The sequence below is a fragment of the Streptomyces sp. NPDC048584 genome (genome assembly GCF_043199595.1).
In the GTDB taxonomy this organism is placed as follows: Bacteria; Actinomycetota; Actinomycetes; order Streptomycetales; family Streptomycetaceae; genus Streptomyces; species Streptomyces edwardsiae.
Window position 1 is genome coordinate 179,214 of the sequence record NZ_JBICWF010000007.1, and the last position, 21,039, is coordinate 200,252.

General features: G+C 69.5%; 20 protein-coding genes. 19 read left to right on the plus strand and 1 reads right to left on the minus strand.

What is annotated here, in order from left to right:
• Positions 1–58 precede the first annotated feature (58 nt).
• From ACGFR9_RS17535 to ACGFR9_RS17615, 17 genes are all read left to right on the plus strand, one after another.
• Positions 59–1,129, plus strand: coding sequence for an aldo/keto reductase (locus ACGFR9_RS17535; RefSeq protein ID WP_393208916.1), 1,071 nt, complete (start codon positions 59–61; stop codon positions 1,127–1,129).
• 69 nt (positions 1,130–1,198) lie between these two features.
• Positions 1,199–1,945: an SDR family oxidoreductase gene (locus tag ACGFR9_RS17540; RefSeq protein WP_393208919.1), complete on the plus strand. Its 747-nt coding sequence runs from the start codon at positions 1,199–1,201 to the stop codon at positions 1,943–1,945.
• 216 nt (positions 1,946–2,161) lie between these two features.
• Entirely contained in the window at positions 2,162–3,013 is an 852-nt protein-coding gene (locus ACGFR9_RS17545; RefSeq protein WP_393208922.1) for an oxidoreductase, read from the plus strand.
• Positions 3,014–3,137: 124 nt separating this feature from the next.
• Positions 3,138–3,755 (plus strand): TetR/AcrR family transcriptional regulator, encoded by a 618-nt coding sequence (locus ACGFR9_RS17550; RefSeq protein WP_393208925.1) that lies wholly within the window; start codon positions 3,138–3,140, stop codon positions 3,753–3,755.
• Positions 3,756–3,917: 162 nt separating this feature from the next.
• Positions 3,918–4,514 carry a TetR/AcrR family transcriptional regulator gene (locus ACGFR9_RS17555; RefSeq protein WP_393208928.1) on the plus strand — a complete coding sequence of 199 codons (597 nt, stop codon included), beginning with the start codon at positions 3,918–3,920 and terminating at the stop codon, positions 4,512–4,514.
• A 560-nt stretch (positions 4,515–5,074) separates the two neighbouring features.
• On the plus strand, positions 5,075–5,869 hold the full coding sequence (locus ACGFR9_RS17560; RefSeq protein ID WP_393208931.1) for an IclR family transcriptional regulator: 795 nt from the start codon (positions 5,075–5,077) through the stop codon (positions 5,867–5,869).
• A 621-nt stretch (positions 5,870–6,490) separates the two neighbouring features.
• Positions 6,491–7,237, plus strand: a complete 747-nt coding sequence (locus tag ACGFR9_RS17565; RefSeq protein ID WP_393208934.1) for an IclR family transcriptional regulator — start codon at positions 6,491–6,493, stop codon at positions 7,235–7,237.
• Positions 7,230–8,087, plus strand: coding sequence for an oxaloacetate decarboxylase (locus ACGFR9_RS17570; protein WP_393208937.1), 858 nt, complete (start codon positions 7,230–7,232; stop codon positions 8,085–8,087). Before ACGFR9_RS17565 ends, ACGFR9_RS17570 begins: the two co-directional genes overlap by 8 nt.
• Positions 8,080–9,342 carry an aconitase/3-isopropylmalate dehydratase large subunit family protein gene (locus tag ACGFR9_RS17575; protein WP_393208940.1) on the plus strand — a complete coding sequence of 421 codons (1,263 nt, stop codon included), beginning with the start codon at positions 8,080–8,082 and terminating at the stop codon, positions 9,340–9,342. Before ACGFR9_RS17570 ends, ACGFR9_RS17575 begins: the two co-directional genes overlap by 8 nt.
• Positions 9,339–9,872 (plus strand): 3-isopropylmalate dehydratase, encoded by a 534-nt coding sequence (locus tag ACGFR9_RS17580; RefSeq protein ID WP_393208943.1) that lies wholly within the window; start codon positions 9,339–9,341, stop codon positions 9,870–9,872. Before ACGFR9_RS17575 ends, ACGFR9_RS17580 begins: the two co-directional genes overlap by 4 nt.
• A complete protein-coding gene (locus ACGFR9_RS17585) occupies positions 9,869–10,864 on the plus strand; it encodes an ABC transporter substrate-binding protein (RefSeq protein ID WP_393208946.1) in 996 nt (331 codons plus the stop codon). The genes ACGFR9_RS17580 and ACGFR9_RS17585 overlap by 4 nt, the downstream gene beginning before the upstream one ends.
• Positions 10,865–10,871: 7 nt before the next feature.
• The gene (locus ACGFR9_RS17590; RefSeq protein ID WP_393208948.1) at positions 10,872–11,702 is read left to right on the plus strand and encodes an ABC transporter ATP-binding protein; all 831 of its coding nucleotides are present in this window, start codon (positions 10,872–10,874) and stop codon (positions 11,700–11,702) included.
• On the plus strand, positions 11,699–12,508 hold the full coding sequence (locus ACGFR9_RS17595) for an ABC transporter permease (RefSeq protein ID WP_393208951.1): 810 nt from the start codon (positions 11,699–11,701) through the stop codon (positions 12,506–12,508). The genes ACGFR9_RS17590 and ACGFR9_RS17595 overlap by 4 nt, the downstream gene beginning before the upstream one ends.
• The gene (locus tag ACGFR9_RS17600) at positions 12,505–13,290 is read left to right on the plus strand and encodes an ABC transporter permease (protein WP_393208954.1); all 786 of its coding nucleotides are present in this window, start codon (positions 12,505–12,507) and stop codon (positions 13,288–13,290) included. The genes ACGFR9_RS17595 and ACGFR9_RS17600 overlap by 4 nt, the downstream gene beginning before the upstream one ends.
• The gene (locus ACGFR9_RS17605; RefSeq protein WP_393208957.1) at positions 13,287–14,738 is read left to right on the plus strand and encodes an MmgE/PrpD family protein; all 1,452 of its coding nucleotides are present in this window, start codon (positions 13,287–13,289) and stop codon (positions 14,736–14,738) included. The genes ACGFR9_RS17600 and ACGFR9_RS17605 overlap by 4 nt, the downstream gene beginning before the upstream one ends.
• 15 nt (positions 14,739–14,753) lie before the next feature.
• Positions 14,754–16,274, plus strand: coding sequence for a long-chain fatty acid--CoA ligase (locus ACGFR9_RS17610; RefSeq protein WP_393208960.1), 1,521 nt, complete (start codon positions 14,754–14,756; stop codon positions 16,272–16,274).
• A 293-nt stretch (positions 16,275–16,567) separates the two neighbouring features.
• Positions 16,568–16,945 carry a MerR family transcriptional regulator gene (locus ACGFR9_RS17615; RefSeq protein WP_393208963.1) on the plus strand — a complete coding sequence of 126 codons (378 nt, stop codon included), beginning with the start codon at positions 16,568–16,570 and terminating at the stop codon, positions 16,943–16,945.
• 338 nt (positions 16,946–17,283) lie between these two features.
• Here the strand turns inward: ACGFR9_RS17615 and ACGFR9_RS17620 are convergent, their stop codons facing one another.
• Positions 17,284–18,081: an alpha/beta fold hydrolase gene (locus ACGFR9_RS17620; RefSeq protein WP_393208966.1), complete on the minus strand. Its 798-nt coding sequence runs from the start codon at positions 18,079–18,081 to the stop codon at positions 17,284–17,286.
• Positions 18,082–18,552: 471 nt separating this feature from the next.
• On the opposite strand from ACGFR9_RS17620, the gene ACGFR9_RS17625 reads away from it, so the two are divergent.
• Both ACGFR9_RS17625 and ACGFR9_RS17630 read left to right on the plus strand, forming a co-directional pair.
• Positions 18,553–19,869 carry a ricin-type beta-trefoil lectin domain protein gene (locus ACGFR9_RS17625; protein WP_393208968.1) on the plus strand — a complete coding sequence of 439 codons (1,317 nt, stop codon included), beginning with the start codon at positions 18,553–18,555 and terminating at the stop codon, positions 19,867–19,869.
• 355 nt (positions 19,870–20,224) lie between these two features.
• Positions 20,225–21,010, plus strand: coding sequence for an SAM-dependent methyltransferase (locus tag ACGFR9_RS17630; protein ID WP_393208971.1), 786 nt, complete (start codon positions 20,225–20,227; stop codon positions 21,008–21,010).
• Positions 21,011–21,039 lie beyond the last annotated feature (29 nt).

Sequence of the window (21,039 nt, forward strand, 5' to 3'; positions counted from 1 at the left end):
GCCGACCACCGATCAGTACCTCTCGAACGCCACGAACCACACCTCACAGGAGAACACGATGGCACTCACTCTCGACACTTACCGGCTGCTGGGCCGTTCCGGACTCCGGGTCTCACCGCTGGCGCTGGGCACGGCGACCTTCGGCACCGAATGGGGCTGGGGGGCCGAGCGGGACGAGGCGCGCAGGCTCTTCGACCGCTACACCGAGCTCGGCGGCAACTTCTTCGACACCGCCAGCACCTACACCAACGGCAGCTCCGAGCGCCTGCTCGGCGAATTCGCCGGCACCAACCGCGACAAGATGGTTCTGGCGACGAAGTACTCGACGCTGCGCCGGCCCGGTGATCCGAATTCCGGGGGTACCCACCGCAAGAGCATGCTGGCGTCGGTGGAGGCCAGTCTGCGGCAGCTGAACACCGGCTACATCGATCTGCTCTACGTGAACGTATGGGACTTCAGGACGCCGGTGGAGGAGATCCTGCGGGGCCTGGACGATCTGGTGAGGCAGGGCAAGGTGCTGTACGTGGCGGTCTCCAGCGCCCCGGCCTGGCAGGTGTCGCGCATGCAGGCGATCGCCGACCTGCGCGGCTGGTCGCCACTGGTCGCTCTGGAGACCGAGTACAGCCTCATCGAACGCACCGCGGAGCGTGACCTGATCCCGATGGCACGCGAGATGGGACTCGGCGTGGTCCCCTTCTCCCCGTTGGGCGGCGGGGTGCTCACCGGCAAGTACAGCCGGGAGGACCAGAACCCGGCGGGCTCCGTTGTCGGCGAAACCGCCAGTAACCGCAAGAGCCTCAACGTCGCCCTGGGATGGGTCACCGACCGCAACCTCGCCATTGCCGATGTGGTGAAGGAGGTGGCCTCGGAGCTGGGCCACACACCCGCCCAGGTCGCACTGGCCTGGACCCTGAACGCCCCGGGCGTGACGGCACCCATCATCGGCGCCCGCACCATCGCGCAACTGGAGGACAACCTGGGTGCCCTGCAGGTCGACCTCACTCCTTCCCAGCTGGCCCGCCTCGACGAGGTCAGCGCCGTCGGCCTCGGCAATCCGCACGACCTGCTCGCCAGCGATCACATCCGCACGGTCACCGCGGGCGACATGAAGATCGAAACCCTCGGCTGATTCGCTTCATGAACGGTGACATCCAGAAATATCGACATGTCTTTGATGACGGAACGGAGCAACCCCGGTATGGGTGAGTACAGCGACAAGAATGTGGTGATCACGGGTGGCAGCAGCGGCATGGGGCTCGCGCTGGCGGAGCTGCTGGTGGAAGGCGGAGCCCGCGTGGTGATCACCGGCCGCTCCCAGGCCAAGCTCGACGCGGCACGCGAGCGGCTCGGCGAGAATGCGGTGGCCGTCCGGGCGGATGTGGCCGCACTGTCCGACCTGGATATGCTCGCCGACCGTGTGAGGAGCGAGCTCGGCTCGATCGAGGCTTTGCTCGTCAACGCCGGCATCTCACCCCTCACGCCCCTCGAGTCGACGACCGAGGACGCGTACGACGAGCTGTTCGCGATCAACGTCAAGGGCGCCTTCTTCACTGTGCAGAAGCTCGCCCCGCTGCTGAGCGCGAACGCCGGCATCGTCCTCACCACCTCGATCGCGAACGTCATCGGCATGGTCGACACCAGCGTCTACGCGGCCGGCAAGGCGGCGCTGCGCTCGATGGCCCGCACCTTCTCCCGCGAACTGCTGCCGCGGGGAATCCGTGTCAATGCGATCAGCCCGGGTCCCATCGACTCGGGGATTCTGGAAACGATGAACTTGTCCGAAGAGGCCGCCGACCGGTTCAGGGCGGAGCGGACCGCGAGCAACCCCATGAAGCGCTACGGCACCGTCGAAGAGTTCGCCAAGGCGGCCGCGTTCCTCGCTTTCGATGCCACGTACACCACCGGCATCGAGCTGGCCGTGGACGGCGGCGAAACCCAGCTCTGAGCTCGTCTGCCGTCCCTCCACGGGTAAGGCCCGCTGCCACGGCGGTTTCATTCTACATTGCGTCGATTTTTTCAGACGGTGTGCAGATTTTTGCCTCCGTGAACGGTGGCGAGTGAATCTGCGCGACGTTGAAAAAAGTCAACATGGTGTAGATTCGATGGCTGACGCCAACCGTCATGGCGGCACGCCGCCGCGACCCGAAGGATGTGACCGGTCATGAAGACCTTTTTGATCACCGGCGTGAGCAGTGGACTCGGCCGGGCGTTCGCCGCGGGAGCCCTGGAAGCCGGGCACACCGTCGTCGGAACCGTTCGCGGTGAAGACGACATCGCCGTGTTCGAGGCACTCGCACCGGGCAGGGCGCACGCGCGCCTCCTCGACGTCACGGACGACGATGCCGTCGCCACCGTGATCGACGGCATCGAGTCGACCGTCGGCCCGCTGGACGTCGTCATCGCCAACGCCGGCTACGGCTTGGAGGGCGTGTTCGAGGAGACCCCCCTCGCAGCCGTCCGCGCTCAGTTCGAGACCAACGTGTTCGGTGCCGCCGCCACCCTTCAGGCGGCCCTGCGCCACATGCGGCCCCGGCGCTCGGGTCACCTGATGGCGGTGACCTCGATGGGCGGCCTCATGGCCGTGCCCGGCATGTCCGCCTACTGCGGCAGCAAGTTCGCCCTGGAGGGCATGCTCGACAGCATCCGCAAGGAGGTGGCGGCCTTCGGAATCCACGTCACGGCCATCGAGCCGGGCTCGTTCCGCACGGACTGGGCCGGCCGCTCGATGGCGCGGGCGGAGCGGTCGATCCCGGACTACGACAAGGTCTTCGACCCGATCCGCGAGGCACGGCTCAAGGCCAGCGGCAACCAGTTGGGCAATCCGCAGAAGGCCGCCGAAGCGCTGCTGCGCATCCTCGAGGTGCCCGCGCCCCCCGGCCACCTGGTCCTGGGCTCCGACGCCCTGCGTCTCATCGGGCAGGGCAGGCAGGCGGTGGACGACGACATCCGCACCTGGCAGGAGCTTTCGCGGACCACGGACTTCTCCGACGGAGCCCAGATCGCGAACAGCTGATTCGCCGACCGGGCGCGTTTCGACCATGTCGACGACAGCCCGCGGTGATCCGGGGGCGGCGGCCGCAGGAGCCGGGCCGCCGCCCCCGGGTGCCCGTTGCACGGACCACGTACAAGGAGCATGGATGGCGGCACGGTCCGCTGAGGGGCGGCGGCGGCCGGACACGCCGCGCAAGGGTGATGTCAGGGAAGGAGCCATCCTCGACACGGCGGAAGTACTGCTGGGCGAGGTCGGTTTCGAGGCGATGACGGTCGCCGGCATCGCGGAAGGCGCCGGCATCTCCCGTGGCTCGCTCTACTTCTACTTCCGTTCCAAACAGGACGTGGTGGGCGGGCTCGTCGCCCGTACCGTCGCCGCGTTGCAGCAGAAGTCGCAGGACGCCGCACACGATCCCGCCGAGCCGCGCGAGGCCATCGAGACCGTGATGTCACGCACCAGAGCCCTGTGGCAGGAGCACGGCGTGGTCATGCGGGCCGCCACCGACCTCAACCGGTCCGTGCCGGAGATCGGGGCGCTGTGGAGCCACACCGCCGAAGTGTTCATCGAGGCGATCGTTCGCATCCTGCGCCGGGCGGGGCTGCCCGGAGGGGAGGGTCCGGACGCTGCCGGATCCCTCGCCAGAGCCCTGTGCTGGATGATCGAGCGAACCTTCTACCATGCCTCCCTCACCGGTGACGACGAACTCGAGCGGGCGTCCGCCACCTGTCTGGAGATCTGGCTGCGTACCGCCCGCCTGGTCTGATCCGGGTCGCTCCGCCGGCTCGGCCTGGACCGTCGGTGACGCCTCACCGGACATCCATCGCGGCGAGCCTCCGTCCCCGCGATGAGCACCGCTCAGGAGGTGCCACCCCTCGGGGAAGTAGAGTGCGGGGAGAACCGGACAGGGAATACAGGGGAGATGACCGTGGGAAGGCGCAGTGCCGCCCCCAGCAAGGGAGATCTGCGTGAGCGGGCTCTCCTGGACGCCGCCGAGGAACTGCTCGCACACACGAGTCCGGAGAACCTGACCGTGGAGGCGATCGCCCAGAAGGCGGGGATCTCCCGAGGTTCCCTGTACTTCTATTTCGGCAACAAGCACGAGGTACTGGCGGCCCTCGTCGAACGGACCATGCGCACCATCCGGGCGCACGCCGATGCCACGACCCGGGATGATTCCGTCCCTCCCGTGGTGGCCATGGAGCGGGCCGTCCGCGCGACCGAGGAGGTATGGCGGGACCACGGCACCGTCATGCGCGCCGCCGTGGACTACTCGGCGCTGCATCCCGTCGTCGGAGCCGCGTGGGACGAAACGGTGGAACGGTTCGCGCTCACCATGACACAGGTGCTGAGAAACGCCGGCGTTCCCGACGGCGACGGACCGGACAGTGCGTCCGAGTTGGCGTCCGCCCTGTGCTGGATGACCGAACGCACCTTCTACCGTGCCGCTTGCGCTGCGCATGGGGATCTGGGCCGGGCGAGCACGACCATCTCCGAGATCTGGCGCAGGGTGATGACGGGCTGAGCTGCCCGGCTGCCGGCGTGTGACATTCGATCACGGCAACGGACGATCCGGGCCCGGGGCTCCTGCGCGCCGCGGCGGCGCCCCGCGGGGCCAAGTGGTCATGCGGCCCTTGCCGACCGCCCCACGCGGCACCTGACGGACACGGCGCCGCCTGTCACGTTCGCCGGGCACCGACGTACCGGACTGTCCTGTCCCCTGTCACTCGTGGTGTGAGCCTCGTACGTCCCGCGGCACGGATGGGAGAGCTTCAGCGACTTCCCCGTACGTGATTTGACTAGTCAAAGAGCGGCCTCTACTTTCTACCGTGTCGTGACACGCGATGCCACATCGTGGTTGAGGGGAGGCGCGGTGCGTCGACATCCCGCGGGTCGTCCTCCGCCGGCCGGCTCGTAGCTCTTGGCCGGTCACGCGGTGGGGGAAGGGCGCCAGCCGTCACTGAGCCGTGACGCGCGTAGAGCAGTCGAGTGGCCTGACGCGTCGCCAAGAGCGAGCACCAGGGGAATCCTCAAACGAGCGTCGAGCGCAGGAGCTTCGCCGCCACCGAGATGGGAAGCAGACCGATGTCAGACGGCCAGCCCTCGATCCTCGTCATGGAGAAGGCGGTTCGTGTCCTCGACTGCTTCACGCCGGACAGCACCCGACTGTCGCTGAGTGATCTGCGACGCCTGACCGGTATGCCCAACTCGACGGTCGCCCGGCTGGTCCGCACACTCGTGGCCAGCGACGTGCTGCAGAAGACGGGAGACGAGTACTGCGTGGGCCTGCGTGTGCTCGGCTGGGCATCGGCCGCGTCGGCCGGCTCGGACCTCCTCGTCGCCGCCGATCCCGTGGCCGCCCACCTGCGAGACGCGATCGGTGAGACGGCCGGGGTCTACATCCGGCGCGGCACCACGCGGGTGGCGGTCATCGTCAAGCTCAGTTCGCGGTCGGTGATCTACCGCAGCGACGTCGGACAGCTCATGCCCATGCATCTGGGCGCGGCCGGCAAGGTCTTCATCGCCCATGACGAGCGGGTGCTCAACGCGGTCCTGATCGAGACCGCCGACCAGGCGCCTGGCGAGTCGCGGGCCGTGCTGGAGCAGCAGCTCGAGTTCGTGAGGACGCACGGCTGGCTGCTGACCGAGGAGGAGCGCGAGGCGGGTCTCAACTCGCTGGCCGCACCCGTGTTCGACGCGTCCGGCACGGTCGTGGCGGCCATCGCGGTCGGCGGCCCCTCTTTCCGGCTCGACCGGGCGGCGGCCGAGAAGTACGGCCCGCTGGTCGCCTCGTCGGCCCACGCCCTGTCCCGTCGCCTCGGCTACGGCGGCGACGAGGCAGGGCAGGCGCCGGGCGGCGTCAGGGGTGCGACCTCGTAAGCGCCATGGACGTCGCGGCAAGTCGCGCACCCGCGCCGGCCCGGGACGTCCGGTAGTCGATCGCACGGCACCGGTAGCCGATCCCACAGCAACAGGTGATCTCGCGTTCGCGCTCACGGAGATGGCCCCCCTCGAAGTGCGCTGGGCGCCTCCTGCGCCGTGCCGCCCATCGTCATGCCTCAGACGCTGCCGTCCGCCGCGCCGCCCGTGATCGTCGGAGCAGGCGCCGCCGGGAACCGGCGGGACCTTGCGGAGCCCCCAGCGCCTCGCGCCCCGGCGGGGTCGTAAGCGGCACCGGCCCTCGGCGCGGGCTCTCGCAGGGCCGCCGCCGCGCGCGACCGGCTCGGCCGCGCCTTCCGGGCCGGCTGTGCCCCGTACCGCGGGCAGCGCGTCGCCCGACTCCGTGACCCGGTCCTTCTCCGCGTGGAAGGCATGCTCCCAGTCCCGGTGCCGGCGTTCCAAGCCTCGGTGAATCGTGGCAAACCGGACCTCTCGCGCGTGAATCGGCCGCGTCGGGAGCCTTGACGCGCTTGGGGTGTCTGCCTACTGTCAAACCGCTCTACGGTTTTACGAACCGCACAACGGTTTTTGGAGGCATCGATGGCGGAGCCCGGAGTGCGCGTGCTTGGGCGTGCATGCGAGGTATTGGACTGCTTCACCGAGGCCGAGCCTCGCCTGGGGATAGGAGACATCCGCAGTCGCACGGGACTGCCGGCGACCACGGTCGCTCGCATCGTCTCCACACTGCTGCAGGAGGGGCTCCTGGTCCGGGAAGAGGATTCCTACCGAGTCGGTCTGCGGGTCCTGGTCTGGAGCGCCCCCGCGCGCTCCGGGTCGAGCCTGCTCGGTGTCGCGCGGCCGTTCGTCGAGCAGCTGCGGGACGTGACGGGGGAAAGCGCCGGCCTCTATGTGCGCCAGGGAGCCACGCGTGTGCTCGTGGAGTCGGCGTCGTCCTACCACTCCGTGATCTACCGGGGTTACGTCGGTCAGGTTCTCCCGCTCGACGCGGGTGCGGCCGGAAAGTGCTTCATGGCGTTCGACGAGGACGCCCTTGTCGCCGCGAGGCAGGCCGGACCGGAGCGCCACGCGACGGCCGCCGCCCGGACGGAGCTCGATCGCGAGCTGGAAGAGGTGCGCGAACGCGGCTGGGCCTACACCGAAGGCGAGCGCGAGCTCGGCCTCAACTCCGTCGCCGCCCCGGTACCGGGTTTCGGTGGCCTGCCGCAGGCGACTCTGGCGATCGGCGGTCCGTCGGTCCGGCTCGACCGCGCGGAGGCCGAGCGGGTCGGTCCGATCGTGACCGCCACAGCGCGTGCCATCGCCGTCCGGATGGGGCACGTCCCGGTCGAGGAGCCCGCCGATGTCTGACGCGCGGACACTCACCGACCTCCTGCGGCGCGACCGGCTCGTCGTCGCGCCCGGCGTGTACGACGGTCTGTCGGCCGCCGTCGCCTCGCGGGCCGGTGCCGAGGCGGCCTACCTCTCCGGCGCGGCCGTCTCCGCGGGCGAAGGGCTGCCCGACATCGGGCTGACCACCGTCACCGAGATCGCCCGTGCGATCTCCGTCGTCCGGCGGCAGCTGGACGTTCCGGTCATCGCCGATGCCGACACCGGGTTCGGGGACGAGACCAACACCTTCCGCACGGTACGGACCTACGAAGACGCCGGCGCGGCGGCCGTGCAGCTCGAGGACCAGGTCTTCCCCAAGCGGTGCGGCCACCTCGACGACAAGGCCCTCATCAGCGCCGACGAGTTCGTGCTCAAGATCGGGGCGGCACTCGCCGCGCGACGCCGGGGAGCGCTGATCGTGGCGCGCACCGACGCGATCGCGGTCGAGGGCTTCGACGCCGCGATCACCCGGGCGAAGCGGTACGCCGCGGCCGGCGCCGACGTGATCTTCGTAGAGGCGCCGCAGACCCTGGAGCAGGTGGCGGCGATCCCGACCGCGATCGATGTCCCTGTCATCTTCAATGTCGTGCCCGGCGGAAAGTCGCCCGAGGTGTCGCGGGAACAGCTCCAGGAGTTCGGCTACGCCGGCGCCATCCTGCCCGGCGCGACGGTCGGTGCCGCGTTCGACGCCATGACGCGGGCCATGACCGACATCGCCGCAGGCAGCCTCAGCTCCGGTCCCATCACCTCGCCCCGCTCCCTGTTCGAGGCCGTCGGCCTCGACGCATGGGCAGCCCGGCGCGCACCCAAGGAGTCGGCCCGTGCCTGACACCATCATCGAGCGGATCCTGGGGCGTGCGGCGGGAGTCGCCGATGTCCGACCAGGACAGATCGTCACGTGCGACGTCGACATGACCGTCGTCATCGACGTCCAGTTCGCTCAGAGCCGCCTCGCCCACGTCCGGGAGGTCCACGACCCGGACAAGATCGCGGTGGTCCTCGACCACGCGGTGCCCGCGCCCACGCCACGCGACGCCGACCATGGAGTGAAGGCCCGCGCCTTCGTCTCCAAGCACGGCATCGACCGGTTCTACGACGTGGGGCGTCACGGCATCGTCCACCAGGTCATCGCCGAGCAGGGGCTGGTGCTCCCGGGCACCGTCGTGTGCTGCACCGACTCCCACACCTGCGCCGGCGGAGCGCTCAACTCGGCCGCGCGCGGGCTGGGTCCGCTCGAGATCCTCCAGATGCTCTGCACCGGTCGCACCTGGTACCGCGTGCCGCCCACGATCCGCTACGAGCTCACCGGGACCAAGCCGGCGCACATCAACGGCAAGGACATCTTCCTGGCGATCTCGGGCCGCTACGGCGACGCCACCGACCACGCGCTCGAATTCGGCGGTCCCGGTCTCGCGTCTCTGCCCCTGTCGGACCGCCGGACCATAGCGACTCAGGGAGCCGAGATAGGCGCCGACTTCACGCTGTTCCCCTTCGACTCCCTCACCGAGGAGTTCCTCGCGCAGGTGGCTCCCGGGGCGTCCTACACCCCGGCCAACCCCGACCCGGACGCGGTCTACGCCGACGTGCGGACCATCGACCTCGGGACGATCGAGCCCATGGTGGCTCTGCCGGGCACCGTCATCAACAACGCCGTGCCGCTCGGCGGACTGGACCGCACGCGCATCCACCAGGCGTTCATCGGATCCTGCGCCAACGGGCAGCTCGCGGACCTGGAGGTCGCGGCACGCATCGTCCAGGGGCGCCAAGTCGCCCCCGGCGTACGGCTGATCGTCACTCCGGCCTCCCAGCAGGTGTACCTGGAGGCGGTCAAGCGCGGCTACGTCGCCACCCTCGTGGAGGCGGGCGCCGTGGTCACCAACTCCACGTGCGGAGCGTGCTTCGGCTACCACATGGGCGTCCTCGCTCCCGGCGAGGTCTGCGTCACCTCGAGCACGCGCAACTTCCGCGGCCGCATGGGCAGCACCGAGGCCCAGGTGTACATGGCCTCACCCGCGACGGTCGCGGCGTCGGCCCTGGTCGGCTACATCGCCGGTCCGGACCAGCCGGCGGAGGTGGCGGCATGACGTCACGCCTGTCGGTCCGCGGACGTGCCTGGGTGTTCGGCGACGAGGTCAACACCGACGACATGTACCCCAACTTCGCCATGAAGCTGCCCGTCCCCGAGGCGGCTCAGCACATGTTCCACGCCACCCGGCCCGGTTGGCCCGACCTCGTCGAGCCGGGCGACATCGTGATCGCGGGGAAGAACTTCGGCCTCGGTTCGAGCCGCCCGTGTGCCGAACTCCTCGTCCACCTGGGCATCTCGTGCCTCGTGGCGGAGCAGTACAACTCCTTGTTCCACCGCAACGCTCTCAACTACGGCCTGCCGGCCGTCACCGTGCCGGACGCGCGCACGCTGCTCGGCGAGGGTGACGTCCTGCGGATCGACGCCGTGGACGGGCTGCTGCGCAACGAGACGCGCGGTACCGAGCACCGCATCGAGCCCCTGCCCGCGTTCGTCGTCGAACTCGTCGAGGGCGGCGGGCTGATCAACCGTCTCGAAGCCCAGGGCTTCCTGGACCGCGAGGACGCGACCGCAGGAGGTAGACCATGAAGCGAACGTACGCGCTGGCCGCCGGCACGGGTGCCGCGGCCCTGGTACTCAGCGCCTGCGGAGGAGGCGCCGGTGACGAGGCGTCCGCGACCTCCTTCGACATCGCGGTCAGCAACGCCACCGAGCTGTACTCGATCCCCTGGCTGGTCGGGAAGGACCAGGGATTCTTCGAGAAGCGCGGTGTGACCATCGGTGACATCGTCCCGAGCAAGGGCGGCGGAACGACCATCCGCAACATGCTCAGCGGTGACCTCCCCATCGCGGACGTCGGCTTCACCTCGGTGCTGGAGTCCGGTGAGGCGGGCATGCCGCTGACCGTCGTGAGCGGTTCGACACAGAGCGTCTACGGGCTCGACTTCTACGCGCTCGACAGCAACAAGCGTGTGCGGGACGTCAAGGACATCCACAAGTGGGCCTACACGAACCCGCAGTCGGTGACCCAGGCCCTCTCGTTCATGCTCCCCGAGGTCGCCGGGGCGACCCAGAAGATCGAGCGGACCTCCTCGGGCGGTGTCGGTGAAGGGGTCGCGCTGCTGGAGGCGGGCGACGTCGACGTCGCCGTCGTCCCGCCGTCGGTCGTGGCCAAGACGGACAAGTTCCGCATGGTCGTCTCCAGCGCCGACTACCTGAAGAAGTTCCAGCAGAGCGTGATCACCACGACACCGGAGTTCGCCGAGCGCAACCCCGACACGGTCAAGGCCGTCGTCGGCGGCTACGCGGAGTCGGTCCGGTACATCCGGGACAACCCGGACCGGGCCGCGAAGCTCTACGCCGACTACGTCGACATCGAGCCCGAGTCCGCGAAGTCCCTCGTCGACAAGGCGATCACGTACGACAACTGGGGCGCCGGCTTCAACGCCGAAGCCATCGGACAGGCCGTGAAGGCCCAGCGCATCGCCATGGACGGCAAGAAGCTGGAGTACTGCGACCTGTTCCAGACCGAATTCCTGCCCAAGGACGTCTCCAGCACACTGCCGGCCGAATGCGAGTGAGTCGATGATGAACGCTCAGCCGAAGGAACAGCACGTCACCAAGTCCACCACCCGTTCGACGCCCATCGTGCGGATCCGCGGCGTCGAGCAGCACTTCGGGCCGGTTCACGCGCTCGGGCCCGTGGACCTCACGATCGAACGCGGCGAGTTCGTGTCGATCGTCGGGCCCAGCGGGTGCGGCAAATCGACCCTGCTCGAAATCATCGGCGCCCTGCAGGACCCGGCGCGCGGCTCCGTCGAGGTGGACGGCACGCCGCTGGACGGCCCCCGGCGGCGAACCGCGATCGTCTTCCAGGAGTCCGCGACACTGCCGTGGCGCACAGTCGTCGACAACGTCGCCTTCGCACTCGAAGTGCGGGGCGTCGGCCGCAAGGAGCGACGGGAACGCGCCAGGGAACTCGTCGAGATGGTCGGCCTCGGCGGCTTCGAGAACCACTACCCCGCACAGCTGTCCGGCGGCATGCGGCAGCGCGTCGCCATGGCGCGAGCGATGTCGACCGACCCGGACCTCATCCTCGCCGACGAGCCGTTCGGCGCGCTCGACGAACAGACCCGCATGCTGATGGCCGAGGAACTCCTCCGCGTCGTCGAGTCGATCGGCTGCGGGGTCCTGTTCATCACCCACAGCATCCAGGAGGCGGTGCTGCTGTCGGACCGGGTGCTCGTGATGGGCCGCCGCCCGGGCACGTTCATCGACGAGGTCCCCATCGAGCTGCCGCGACCGCGCGCGCACGCCTCACTGTCGGAGCCGTCGGCCACCGCGTCCCAGGAGCGGATCTGGGCGCAGATCCGCAGCGAGGCCGAGGTGGCCATGGTGGGGACGAGGAGCACACGATGAAAGCACGATCATCCGTCGTCCCCTCGTACGTACGGCCGACCCCGCGGCGGCTGGCCGGGCTGCCCTCTTCGGGATGGACGGCCGTCCTCGTCGTCGCTGCCCTTGTCGCCATCGATGGGTACGCGCGATTCGGCGCGGTCTCGCGGCTCGACCTCGTCCCGGTCAGCGAAATGGTCATCCGCGCGGTCGAGATGCTCGGGGACCCCAGCTTCGTCGTCGACGCGCTGCTGCGCAGCGTCCTGCTCATCTGCGTGAGCTTCGCCGCCTCGGCGGTCCTCGGGGTCACGGTCGCCTACGCGATGGCGCGCTGGCGCTGGGTGCACCGCGCCGTGAAGCCGTATGTCAACGTCTTCTACGCCCTCCCGATCTTCGCGCTCTACCCGGTGATGGTCGTGATGTTCGGTACGGGCGTCGTGCCGATCATCCTGCTGTCCACGCTCTTCAGCGTCGTCATCGTCATCTCGCACGCGCTGGTCGGGTTCGAGACGACACCGGCCATCGTCACCAAGCTCGCCCGTTCGCTCGAGATGTCGCGGACCCAGCAGCTGCGCAAGATCCTGATGCCCTCGGCCCTGCCGGACATCCTCGTCGGCCTCAAACTCGGCCTCGCCTACGCGATCATCGCCGTGCTGGCGACGGAGTTCATCCTCGCGACCACGGGACTGGGCCAAGTGGTCAACCGCGCCTACAACAACTTCAACACGGTCGACATGTACGCCGGCATCGTCTTCGTCAGCGCCTTCGCCCTGCTGGCGAACCTCGCGCTCGGCGCCGCGCTGCGCGCGTTCGATTGGAGGCGGCGATGAGTACGGGTGCAACGTCGGCGATCCGGCACAGGCGAGGTCCTGCGTGGGTTCCTCCACTGCTCTTCGCCGCGGCGATGGTGGTGGTGTGGACGGTGACGGCGGCGCTGGCCGACAGCGCCGTCTACCCGGGGCCCGGCCAGGCCCTGGACAGCCTGTGGTCGGACATCGGTAATCCCCGGTTCATGACCAGCGTCTCGGACAGCGCGCGCGTGCTCCTGCTGTCGTACGCCGCGGTGATCGTCGTGGGTTCGGTCGCCGGCATGCTGCTGGGACTCAGCGCCTTCTGGTCAGGGGCGGCCCTTCCGCTGGTGTATGCCCTGAACAGCGTCCCGAAGATCGTCCTGTATCCGATCTTCCTGCTCTTCCTGGGGGTCGGAGACCTCAGCAGGGGAGCGTTCGCGTTCGCCTCCGGCGTGCTCCCGATGTTCATCATCATGGTGGAGGCCACCGCCGGCGTGAACCGACTGCACCTGAAGATGGCCGCGGGACTCGGTATGTCCCGCCTGTCCCTGCTGCGGCGGATCGTGGTGCCGAGCGTCCTGCCTTCCCTGGCGACGGGCATGTGCCTGTGCTTCGGGCTCACGCTGATCGGCCTGGTGCTGGCCGAGATGTTCGCGGGTTCCTCGGGGCTCGGCTACGAACTGCTGCGCAATCTGTCGCTGGCGCGCGTGGAGAACATCATCGGCCAGGTCGTCCTGATCGGTGTCCTCGCGCTCGTGCCCACACTCGCCCTGCAGCAGCTGGCCACCCGTGTCCGCAACCGCTATGAGGTCCGGGCATGAACACCGAGTCCACCGGTTCCCCGAGCGGGACCACCGCCCCGACCGACCCCGAGGGCGTGACCGGCCGGCTGGCGACGTGGATCGCCGGCCTCACGCACGATGACATACCGGACGCCGTGCGTGAGCGTGCGCGGCACCTCCTGCTCGACGGGCTCGTGTGCGCGCTGGTCGGCGCACGCCTCCCGTGGTCGGAGCGGGCCGTTGGCGCCGTGCTCGCCCTGGAGGGCGACGGCGATGTCCCGGTGCTGGGATGGGGCCTCACCACGTCGGCTCCCGCGGCGTGCCTGCTCAACGGCACGTTCATCCAGGGCTTCGAACTCGACGACTACCACGTGCGCGCGCCGCTGCACAGCAACTCCCTTGTCGTCCCGAGCGCCGTCAGCACGCTTCTGACCCTCGACCGGAAGGTCCCGGGGCGGGAGTTGCTCACGGCACTGATCGCCGGCTACGAGGTCGGCCCGCGGGTGGGGCTGGCATTGCACGGAGCCGAGATGCTCTCCCGGGGCTGGCACTCCGGCGCGGTGTTCGGCACTCACGCGAGCGCCGCGACCTCGGCGTGGCTGCGCCGGCTCGACGCGGCGCGTGTCGAGGACGCCCTGGGCCTGGCCGCGACGCAGTCCGCCGGGCTGATGGCGGCCCAGTACGAGGCCATGTCGAAACGGATGCACCACGGCTTCTCCTCCCGCAACGGCTTGTACGCGGCAGCACTGGCCGAGGCGGGCTATACCGGCATCAAGCGCGTGTACGAGCGCGAATACGGTGGTTTTCTCGCCACGTTCGGCGAGGGGCACGCCCCTCGGGCGGATCTCATCACCGACCGGCTGGGGGAGGAGTGGGTGCTCATGGACACCGGCGTGAAGGCCTACGCCGCGATGGCCGCCACCCACGCACCCGTCGACTGCGCGCTGCGGGCCCGATCGCGGGGCATCCCGCCCGAGGACATCGCGTCCATCTCGATCGAGGTGTCCCACGCCGCCTACCACCACGGGTGGTGGAAACCCGAGCCCCCGCTGGAGACCATCGGCGCGCAGATGAACATCGGCTACGCCGTCGCCGTGGCCCTCCTGGACGGCCGGGTGCTCGCCGAGCAGTTCACCCGCGAGCGGCTCGGCGCCGGCGACGTGTGGTCGTTGCTGGACCGTATCGACGTCCACCACTGCGAGGACTTCGACAGCCCGGAGGATCGCTTCCGGGCCCGTATGCGACTGGACCTGCGCAGCGGCGACCGCGTGGAGATCGAGGTCGACGGCCCTCTGGGTGGTCCGAGCCGGCCTCTGTCGAATGCCGACGTCGTGATGAAGGCGCGCCGCCTCGCCGCGACGCTCGACGTCTCCGCCCGGTGGGAGCGCATCGAGGAGATGGTGCTCGGCCTCGATTCACTGCCGGACGCTTCCGTCCTGGTCGGCGACCTCGCGGCGAGCGTCCCCGCGCTCCCTGTGACACTTTGATCCTGAGAGGACCCCATGACGAATCTCGCCGCTCTGCTGGACTCGACCGCCGCACGACACCCCGACCGCACGGCCGTCGTATGCGGAGACAGCCGCTTCTCCTACAGCCGGCTCGACCAGGCGTCGAACCAGGTCGCCCGGCTGCTGGTGGCCGGCGGGGTGGGGCCGGGCGACAAGGTCGCCCTGTCGTGTCCCAACCTGCCGTACTTCCCGATCGTCTACTTCGGCATCCTCAAGGCCGGTGCCACGGTCGTGCCGTTGAACGTGCTGCTCAAGCCGGGAGAGATCGCCTATCACCTCGACGACTCCGACGCCGTCGCCTACTTCGCCTTCGAAGGCACGGCGGACCTCCCCATCGGCGCGTGGGCGCGGCAGGCGTACGAGGAGAGCGACCGGTGCCGCAGTCTGTTCCTCCTGCCGGCCGGAACGGCCCAAGCACCCTGGGCGGACCGGCCGGCCACGTTCGAGACGGTGGACGTCGCCGATGACGACACCGCGGTGATCCTCTACACCTCGGGCACCACGGGCCGGCCCAAGGGCGCGGAACTGCGGCACCGCAACATGCGCGACAACGTGCTGGCCGGCAAGGAGATCTTCGCCGTCGACGAGGCCAGGCCGGACACCTACCTGTGTGTACTGCCGCTGTTCCACTCGTTCGGGCAGACGGTCGTGCAGAACGGTGCGATCGCCTTCGGCGGCACCCTCGTCATGCTGCCGCGGTTCGAGGCCAAGGCCGCGCTCACCCTGATGCTCGTCGAGACCGTGACCTTCTTCGCCGGTGTGCCGACCATGTACTGGGGCCTGCTCGGCGCGCCGGACGACGGGGTGGACGTGGCGGCGTCGGCGGCGAACCTGCGGGTGGCGGTGTCGGGTGGCTCGGCACTGCCCGGAGAGGTGCACAAGGACTTCCGGAGCAGGTTCGGTGTGACCGTACTGGAGGGCTACGGACTGTCGGAGACCTCGCCGGTGGCGTCGTTCTCCGTATACGGCGAACAGCCGCGCGTCGGGTCGATCGGCGTACCGATACCCGGCGTCGACATGAAGCTGATCGCAGAGGACTGGTCCGACGTGCCAGACCGCCCCGATGCGATCGGCGAGATCGCGATCAGGGGCCACAACGTCATGAAGGGGTACTACGGCCGGCCCGAGGCGACCGCCGAGGCGATCAGGGACGGCTGGTTCCGGTCCGGTGACATCGCCAGGAAGGACGCCGACGGCTTCTACTACATCGTCGACCGCGCCAAGGACATGATCCTCCGCGGCGGCTTCAATGTGTACCCGCGCGAGATCGAGGAACTGCTGATGACACACCCGGCGGTGTCGCTGGTCGCGGTGCTCGGCGTCCCGAACGACTCCCACGGGGAGGAGATCAAAGCCGTCGTCGTCAAGAAGAAGGATCACGACGACGTCAGTGAGGCCGGCATCGTGGCCTGGGCCAAGGAGCGCCTCGCCGCCTACAAGTACCCGCGCATCGTCGAGTTCCGCGACTTCCTGCCGCTGACGGCGACCGGCAAGATCCTCAAACGAGAGATCTGACGACGCACGACAGCGGCGTCCCGCCCGACGGCCGGTGATGCGGCCTCCGGCGGCATCCTCAGTTCCGCGACCCGGGCAGGAGGTCCGCTGCGTAGGACGGCAGCCCGGACGCGCCGATGGTGGAGGGGTCGCAGCGTAATGAACGTTCGTTACACCGACGGCGCGTACAACCGGAGGACTCCCGGCGTTTATGCCCGGGTGATGTCCTGCCCCGGGCGACCGGCACCTGCCGGGGGCGCATGATGCTGACCCGGTGCCGGAAGCTCTCCGGGTGCCTCCGTGTTGTAGCTCCCATGAAGATCGGTGAGGCGGCGAAGGCCGGCGGGCTCAGCGTCCGGACGCTGCGGTTCTACGAGGACGAGGGGCTCTGCGTGCCCCCGCGTGCCCACAACGGCTACCGGGAGTACTGCGAATGGGGCCTCCAGCGCATCCAGGTCATCCGCTCCCTCCTGGACTCCGGTCTCTCCATCAGGCTGATCAAAGAGGTGCTGCACCACCTCACCGACCGTCCCGCCGGCCCGGGTGAGCTCAGCCCCGCCTTCCTGGGCGAAGTGACCCGGTACCGCGACCGTCTTGCCGAACGCGTCGCCCTCCTGGCCGCGCAGCAGGAGGCCCTGGACGCTTTCCTGGAGACCACCCGCGGTGAGCGTTCGCCCCTCACGCAGATCTGAGTTCTTCGCGGTCTCTTCCCCGACGTGACTGGTTCGCCCAGGAGGGAGAGAGGACGGTACGCATCCACGCGTACGGTGACCGCTCGGTGCTGAGAACGGAGTCGGCTCCGAGCCGGTGCTCCGGCGAAACGACGTTCTGATCCGCGGCCACGCCGCACAAGGACGGCCTGTGCGAGCCCGGCCGGTACCCATGGGCGCCGGCCGCGACGCGGGTCGTGGGGCCCACCGGCGTCCCGAGTCCCCTCGGTGGGCGGTCGCGGGACGTGCGCGTCAGCCGCACCCTCCGCCCATGGGCCCCTTACCCGGTCCGCGCTCCGCAGCCGGGCCGGGCACGTGTGTCACCGAGTGCTGTGGGCGGCTTCCTCGATCACCTTCGTGACCGCGCCGGGACGGCTGATCATCACGGCGTGCGAGGCGTTGACCTCCTCGGTGTGCGCGTGGGCCCGCTTGGACATGAAGCGCTGGAGGTCGGGAGCGATCGCCTTGTCCTGGCGGGTGATGAGACTCCAGGAGGGAATGTTCCGGTAGGCCTCGGCCACGCTGGCGTCGGAGACCGCCTTGGTGTTGGCGGGCCGCTGCGCCGCCGCGAGGTTGGCGGCCGTGGTCGCGTCGACATCACCGGCGAAGGCTTCCCGGAAATGGTCCGGGTCGATCGAGACCTCCGCACCGCCCGGGACGTCGGTGGAGATCAGCGGAATGGGCGGCGAGGACTTCGCGGCCAGCTCGCCGACCGTCTCGCCCTTGGCCGGGATGAACCCCGCGATGTAGACGAGAGCCTTCACGTCGGGGTCGGAGGCCGCGACGTTGGTGATCACGGCGCCGCCGTAGGAGTGGCCGACCAGCACCACGGGTCCGTCGATGGCGGACAGGTAGCTGGAGACATAGGCGGTGTCGCTGGTGAGCCCCTGCAGCGGGTTGGCGATGGCGCGTACCGGATAGCCGTCCTTGCGCAGCCGCTCCATCACGGGCGACCAGCTGGAGGAGTCCGCCCACGCTCCGTGGACGAGTACGACGGTCGGCTTCGGGGAAGTGGGCCGTTCGCTGTTCGAGGTCGCCACGGCCGGAGCGGTGGTGGCGCCCAGCAGGGCGAGGGCGCCGGCGGCGAGCGCGACGCGACGTGAGATACGGATGCGCATGGGATGTCCTTAAGGGCAGCAGGAGGGAGCAGGCCGACAGGGCGGCCGGGGGACCGAACATCATGAGGTAGAACGTTCGGTACACCGATTAGACGTTGCCGCCGCCCTCCTGTCAAACCGAACGTTCTCCCTGGCTTCCGGGTCTCGCGGACCCGGGGGAGAGGGGACGTCGTCCTCACCCCGGAAGTGTCGGAGCCTCGGTGCTCAGACCGGGCAGCGTGAGGTGCGGTGGCCTGCGGCATCGATGTGAAGAGGGGGGCCGCCTCGTGCGGAAACTCGTCGGCCACTCGGCCGGTGTCCGCGCACAGCGGGGTCCATGGCCGGCGGTCCTGTGCCCCGAGGTGTCCGCCGCGAGGTGTGTCCGCGGTCTTGGCCGAGGACCTGACGGCCGCTAAGGTCCGGACCGATCAACGTCCGGCGGGTCGCTGTCCCGGGTTTCTGCTGTACTCCTACCCCACTGTGAGGAAGCCGATGGCGGGTTTGTACTCGAAGAACCGTTCACACACACCGGCGTCGGTGCGCGTCCGCACTCTCGTCGCCGTGGCGGCGGCGTGTGCGGCAGCCGTCGCCGCGACGGCGTCGACCGCCTCGGCGCGGGAAGCCGCGACACGAGCGGAGCCGCGCCCAGCGGCCGTCACCTCGGGTCTCGGCCATGTCGCACTGGGCAGTTCCTTCGCGGCCGGACCGGGGATTCTGCCGGTCCAGGACAGCGTCGGCGCCCCGGGGTGCGCCCGGTCGGGCCTCAACTACCCGAGCATCGTGGCCCGCGACATCGGGGCGGACCTCACCGACGTCTCGTGCAGCGGCGCGACCACCGCCCATCTCCTGACGGACAGTCAGTCCGGGCAGCCGCCGCAGGTGCGGGCCGTGACCGCGGACGCCCGCGTGGTCACCGTCACGATCGGTGGCAACGATGTCAACTACCTGGGCAGCATCAACACGTATTCCTGCCAGTCCGGCGGCGGCACCAACTGCGGAACGGTGGACCGGAACGCGATCAACCAGACCTTCCCCGCCCTGGCCGGGCGGATCGGAGACGTCGTGAAGGCCATCCGCAGCGCGGCACCACAGGCACACGTCTACCTGGTCAACTACTTCACCCTTCTGCCGGCCTCCGGGGGGTGTGCCGACGTCCCGCTGACCGATGATCAGGCGACATTCGAGCGCAGCGTCGCCTCGCGCCTGGCGGAGGCCACCGCGGCCGCGGCGGCCGCCACGGGGGCCACCCTGGTCGACCTGGCTGCCGCGAGCCGTGGACACGACGCGTGCTCGGGGAGCCCCTGGGTGGAGTCGTACCGGCCGGCCGCGGGCCGCTCCACCTACCACCCCAACGAAGCGGGCATGAGGGCGGCGGCCACCCTCGTACAGTCCGCTCTGGAGTCCAGCGGGCAGACGGACACGCTGACGTTCCGTTCAGGGATCGCGGGCAAGTGCATCGACGTGCGGAACTCCGGAACCGCCGACGGCACGCCCGTGCAGCTCTACAGCTGCAACGGCACAGGCGCACAACGGTGGACGTACGTCCCCGGCGCGGGCGGTACGCTGCGCGCCCTGGGTCGCTGCCTCGACGTGAGCGGCGGCGGAACCGCGAACAGGACCAAGGTCCAGCTCTGGGCGTGCAACGGTACCGGTGCCCAGCGCTGGGTGACGGGCCCCGACTCCTCACTGGTCAACCCGCAGTCCGGGCGGTGCCTGGACGATCCGGGGAGCTCCACCGTGGACGGGACACAGTTGCAGATCTACGACTGCAACGGAGCAGCCGCCCAGCGCTGGAAACCGACCGCCTGAAGCCGGACGCGTGGGATCCGCCCGGCCGCGGGCGACCGGACGGATCCCACGCGCGAACACGTCTCGTGGCCCGACACCCGGCCCCGACCGCCATCCCTGTTCGCGGCCGGCGGGCGCGCCGGCGAGTTCCCGCTGACCGGCGTCGCACCGGGCGCGCGGGCCGACCGGGGCGAAGTGAGATAGAACGTTCGGTATTGACAAATGACCCCCGGAGGTCTGTACTGGGCAAGACCGAACGTTCTCCCTAGGTGTGTGCCGCGCATCGTGGTCCGCGCGTCGCCCCGCGCTCGGTGGGGTCGAGGGTGGACGGGCTCCGGCCACTGTGTCCGGAGGTTTCCTGTACGAAGGAGTTCCAGTGAGCGCCAGTGTGCCCCACGCCCGCATCGACACCAGCAGGCCCCATCCCGCACGCGTCTACGACTGGCTGCTGGGTGGTAAGGACAACTACCCCGTGGACCAGAAGGTGGGCCAGGAACTGCCCGAGGAGACACGGGGCAACGCGGCCCGGAACCGGGCGTTCATGCACCGTGCCGTCGCCTGGCTGGCGAGGAACGGCGTCGACCAGTTCCTCGACATCGGCTCCGGCATCCCCACCGAACCCAACATGCACCAGATCGTTCAGGCGATCGTGCCCACCGCCCGAGTCGTCTACGTGGACAGCGACCCGAGTGTCCTGCCGCACGCGGACGCCTTGTTGACCAGCACGTCGGAGGGGTTCACCGACTTCCTCCACGTGGATGCGCGCCGGCCCGCGGCCATTCTGGAACTTGCCGCCGAGCGGCTCGACTTCGAACGCCCCATCGCGCTGTCCCTGCTGGCCATGCTGCACTTCCTGCCCGATGACGAGGACCCGTACGACGTCGTGCGCACTCTGGTGAAAGCACTTCCCTCGGGCAGTTACCTGGTCCTCTCGCACGGCACGGTCGACCAGCACCCCGAGTGGAAGGGGAAGATCGAGGCCGCCTACGAGAAGGGCTCGATCCCGCTGCGGCTGCGCAGCCGCAGCGAGGTGGAGCCCTTCTTCGAGGGGCTCGACCTCGTCGCGCCGGGCCTGGTCTACGCCACCGAGTGGTACAGGGAAGAGCCCGCACCGGCTCTCGAGCGCAGCGGCCTCCACGTCGGCGTCGCCAGGATTCCCTGACCGGTCACGGACGCCGGTGTTCCCTCGCG

What these genes read in the sequence shown, in the direction of transcription:
- ACGFR9_RS17615 (WP_393208963.1), top strand. Translation starts at nt 16,568, where the DNA reads ATGAAGATCGGTGAGGCGGCGAAGGCCGGCGGGCTCAGCGTCCGGACG.
- ACGFR9_RS17610 (WP_393208960.1), top strand. Translation starts at nt 14,754, where the DNA reads ATGACGAATCTCGCCGCTCTGCTGGACTCGACCGCCGCACGACACCCC.
- ACGFR9_RS17605 (WP_393208957.1), top strand. Translation starts at nt 13,287, where the DNA reads ATGAACACCGAGTCCACCGGTTCCCCGAGCGGGACCACCGCCCCGACC.
- ACGFR9_RS17545 (WP_393208922.1), top strand. Translation starts at nt 2,162, where the DNA reads ATGAAGACCTTTTTGATCACCGGCGTGAGCAGTGGACTCGGCCGGGCG.
- ACGFR9_RS17585 (WP_393208946.1), top strand. Translation starts at nt 9,869, where the DNA reads ATGAAGCGAACGTACGCGCTGGCCGCCGGCACGGGTGCCGCGGCCCTG.
- ACGFR9_RS17625 (WP_393208968.1), top strand. Translation starts at nt 18,553, where the DNA reads ATGGCGGGTTTGTACTCGAAGAACCGTTCACACACACCGGCGTCGGTG.
- ACGFR9_RS17540 (WP_393208919.1), top strand. Translation starts at nt 1,199, where the DNA reads ATGGGTGAGTACAGCGACAAGAATGTGGTGATCACGGGTGGCAGCAGC.
- ACGFR9_RS17600 (WP_393208954.1), top strand. Translation starts at nt 12,505, where the DNA reads ATGAGTACGGGTGCAACGTCGGCGATCCGGCACAGGCGAGGTCCTGCG.
- ACGFR9_RS17590 (WP_393208948.1), top strand. Translation starts at nt 10,872, where the DNA reads ATGAACGCTCAGCCGAAGGAACAGCACGTCACCAAGTCCACCACCCGT.
- ACGFR9_RS17570 (WP_393208937.1), top strand. Translation starts at nt 7,230, where the DNA reads ATGTCTGACGCGCGGACACTCACCGACCTCCTGCGGCGCGACCGGCTC.
- ACGFR9_RS17620 (WP_393208966.1), bottom strand. Translation starts at nt 18,081, where the DNA reads ATGCGCATCCGTATCTCACGTCGCGTCGCGCTCGCCGCCGGCGCCCTC.
- ACGFR9_RS17580 (WP_393208943.1), top strand. Translation starts at nt 9,339, where the DNA reads ATGACGTCACGCCTGTCGGTCCGCGGACGTGCCTGGGTGTTCGGCGAC.
- ACGFR9_RS17535 (WP_393208916.1), top strand. Translation starts at nt 59, where the DNA reads ATGGCACTCACTCTCGACACTTACCGGCTGCTGGGCCGTTCCGGACTC.
- ACGFR9_RS17560 (WP_393208931.1), top strand. Translation starts at nt 5,075, where the DNA reads ATGTCAGACGGCCAGCCCTCGATCCTCGTCATGGAGAAGGCGGTTCGT.
- ACGFR9_RS17595 (WP_393208951.1), top strand. Translation starts at nt 11,699, where the DNA reads ATGAAAGCACGATCATCCGTCGTCCCCTCGTACGTACGGCCGACCCCG.
- ACGFR9_RS17550 (WP_393208925.1), top strand. Translation starts at nt 3,138, where the DNA reads ATGGCGGCACGGTCCGCTGAGGGGCGGCGGCGGCCGGACACGCCGCGC.